Source organism: Pseudomonas sp. ANT_H12B (genome assembly GCF_008369325.1).
In the GTDB taxonomy this organism is placed as follows: domain Bacteria; phylum Pseudomonadota; class Gammaproteobacteria; order Pseudomonadales; family Pseudomonadaceae; genus Aquipseudomonas.
The window spans coordinates 1-3,352 of record NZ_VOBI01000044.1 but is presented as its reverse complement, the minus strand read 5'-3'; the positions used below and the strand labels follow the sequence as shown (position 1 = coordinate 3,352).

The 3,352-nt window shown below is 51.1% G+C and carries 2 tRNA genes and 1 rRNA gene; all 3 read right to left on the bottom strand.

Features of this window, described 5'->3' with window-relative positions:
* Positions 1-20: 20 nt before the first annotated feature.
* Positions 21-2,912: ribosomal RNA gene (locus FQ185_RS30000) — 23S ribosomal RNA — on the bottom strand.
* Positions 2,913-3,162: 250 nt separating this feature from the next.
* Positions 3,163-3,238, bottom strand: a tRNA-Ala gene (locus FQ185_RS29995).
* Between the two features lie 30 nt (positions 3,239-3,268).
* Positions 3,269-3,345 (bottom strand) — tRNA-Ile (locus FQ185_RS29990).
* Between the last annotated feature and the right edge of the window lie 7 nt (positions 3,346-3,352).

Here is a 3,352-nt window from a genome sequence, read left to right as displayed (position 1 = left end):
GCAAATTGCTTGGGTGTTATATGGTCAAGCCTCACGGGCAATTAGTATTGGTTAGCTCAACGCCTCACAGCGCTTACACACCCAACCTATCAACGTCGTAGTCTTCGACGGCCCTTCAGGGGACTCAAGGTCCCAGTGAGATCTCATCTTGAGGCTAGTTTCCCGCTTAGATGCTTTCAGCGGTTATCTATTCCGAACATAGCTACCCGGCAATGCCACTGGCGTGACAACCGGAACACCAGAGGTTCGTCCACTCCGGTCCTCTCGTACTAGGAGCAGCCCCTCTCAAATCTCAAACGTCCACGGCAGATAGGGACCGAACTGTCTCACGACGTTCTAAACCCAGCTCGCGTACCACTTTAAATGGCGAACAGCCATACCCTTGGGACCGGCTTCAGCCCCAGGATGTGATGAGCCGACATCGAGGTGCCAAACACCGCCGTCGATATGAACTCTTGGGCGGTATCAGCCTGTTATCCCCGGAGTACCTTTTATCCGTTGAGCGATGGCCCTTCCATACAGAACCACCGGATCACTAAGACCTACTTTCGTACCTGCTCGACGTGTCTGTCTCGCAGTCAAGCGCGCTTTTGCCTTTATACTCTACGACCGATTTCCGACCGGTCTGAGCGCACCTTCGTACTCCTCCGTTACTCTTTAGGAGGAGACCGCCCCAGTCAAACTACCCACCATACACTGTCCTCGATCCGGATAACGGACCTGAGTTAGAACCTCAAAGTTGCCAGGGTGGTATTTCAAGGTTGGCTCCACGCGAACTGGCGTCCACGCTTCAAAGCCTCCCACCTATCCTACACAAGCAAATTCAAAGTCCAGTGCAAAGCTATAGTAAAGGTTCACGGGGTCTTTCCGTCTAGCCGCGGATACACTGCATCTTCACAGCGATTTCAATTTCACTGAGTCTCGGGTGGAGACAGCGCCGCCATCGTTACGCCATTCGTGCAGGTCGGAACTTACCCGACAAGGAATTTCGCTACCTTAGGACCGTTATAGTTACGGCCGCCGTTTACCGGGGCTTCGATCAAGAGCTTCGCGTTAGCTAACCCCATCAATTAACCTTCCGGCACCGGGCAGGCGTCACACCCTATACGTCCACTTTCGTGTTTGCAGAGTGCTGTGTTTTTAATAAACAGTCGCAGCGGCCTGGTATCTTCGACCGGCGTGGGCTTACGCAGTAAATGCTTCACCCTCACCGGCGCACCTTCTCCCGAAGTTACGGTGCCATTTTGCCTAGTTCCTTCACCCGAGTTCTCTCAAGCGCCTTGGTATTCTCTACCCAACCACCTGTGTCGGTTTGGGGTACGGTTCCTGGTTACCTGAAGCTTAGAAGCTTTTCTTGGAAGCATGGCATCAACCACTTCGTGTTCTAAAAGAACACTCGTCATCAGCTCTCGGCCTTAGAATCCCGGATTTACCTAAGATTCCAGCCTACCACCTTAAACTTGGACAACCAACGCCAAGCTGGCCTAGCCTTCTCCGTCCCTCCATCGCAATAACCAGAAGTACAGGAATATTAACCTGTTTTCCATCGACTACGCTTTTCAGCCTCGCCTTAGGGACCGACTAACCCTGCGTCGATTAACGTTGCGCAGGAAACCTTGGTCTTTCGGCGTGGGTGTTTTTCACACCCATTGTCGTTACTCATGTCAGCATTCGCACTTCTGATACCTCCAGCAAGCTTCTCAACTCACCTTCACAGGCTTACAGAACGCTCCTCTACCGCATCACCTAAGTGATACCCGTAGCTTCGGTGTATGGTTTGAGCCCCGTTACATCTTCCGCGCAGGCCGACTCGACTAGTGAGCTATTACGCTTTCTTTAAAGGGTGGCTGCTTCTAAGCCAACCTCCTAGCTGTCTAAGCCTTCCCACATCGTTTCCCACTTAACCATAACTTTGGGACCTTAGCTGACGGTCTGGGTTGTTTCCCTTTTCACGACGGACGTTAGCACCCGCCGTGTGTCTCCCATGCTCGGCACTTGTAGGTATTCGGAGTTTGCATCGGTTTGGTAAGTCGGGATGACCCCCTAGCCGAAACAGTGCTCTACCCCCTACAGTGATACATGAGGCGCTACCTAAATAGCTTTCGAGGAGAACCAGCTATCTCCGAGCTTGATTAGCCTTTCACTCCGATCCACAGGTCATCCGCTAACTTTTCAACGGTAGTCGGTTCGGTCCTCCAGTTAGTGTTACCCAACCTTCAACCTGCCCATGGATAGATCGCCCGGTTTCGGGTCTATTCCCAGCGACTAGACGCCCTATTAAGACTCGCTTTCGCTACGCCTCCCCTATTCGGTTAAGCTCGCCACTGAAAATAAGTCGCTGACCCATTATACAAAAGGTACGCAGTCACCCAACAAAGTGGGCTCCCACTGCTTGTACGCATACGGTTTCAGGATCTATTTCACTCCCCTCTCCGGGGTTCTTTTCGCCTTTCCCTCACGGTACTAGTTCACTATCGGTCAGTCAGTAGTATTTAGCCTTGGAGGATGGTCCCCCCATATTCAGACAAAGTTTCTCGTGCTCCGTCCTACTCGATTTCATGACCAAGAGATTTTCGCGTACAGGGCTATCACCCACTATGGCCGCACTTTCCAGAGCGTTCCGCTAATCTCAAAGCCACTTAAGGGCTAGTCCCCGTTCGCTCGCCACTACTAAGGGAATCTCGGTTGATTTCTTTTCCTCAGGGTACTTAGATGTTTCAGTTCCCCTGGTTCGCTTCTTAAGCCTATGTATTCAGCTTAAGATACCTAACTTATGTTAGGTGGGTTCCCCCATTCAGACATCTCCGGATCAAAGTCTGTTTGCCGACTCCCCGAAGCTTTTCGCAGGCTACCACGTCTTTCATCGCCTCTGACTGCCAAGGCATCCACCGTATGCGCTTCTTCACTTGACCATATAACCCCAAGCAATCTGGTTATACTGTGAAGACGACATTCGCCGAAAATTCGATAATACTCAATTAAGAGCAACTCACAAATTTTACCTTAGCCTGATCCGTTACCAGTGAAAGTAACGTCCAGTCTATCTTTCTATCACATACCCAAATTTTTAAAGAACGAACTAGTCCAAAGACTAGAAATCAACATTCACCATCATCACGATGGAATGCTCATTTCTAAGCTTTCAACAAACAGAAGCAGTAGTGGTGGAGCCAAACGGGATCGAACCGTTGACCTCCTGCGTGCAAGGCAGGCGCTCTCCCAGCTGAGCTATGGCCCCGTATTTCTACAGGCGTTTCCCACACAAAATTGGTGGGTCTGGGCAGATTCGAACTGCCGACCTCACCCTTATCAGGGGTGCGCTCTAACCAACTGAGCTACAGACCCAATTTCG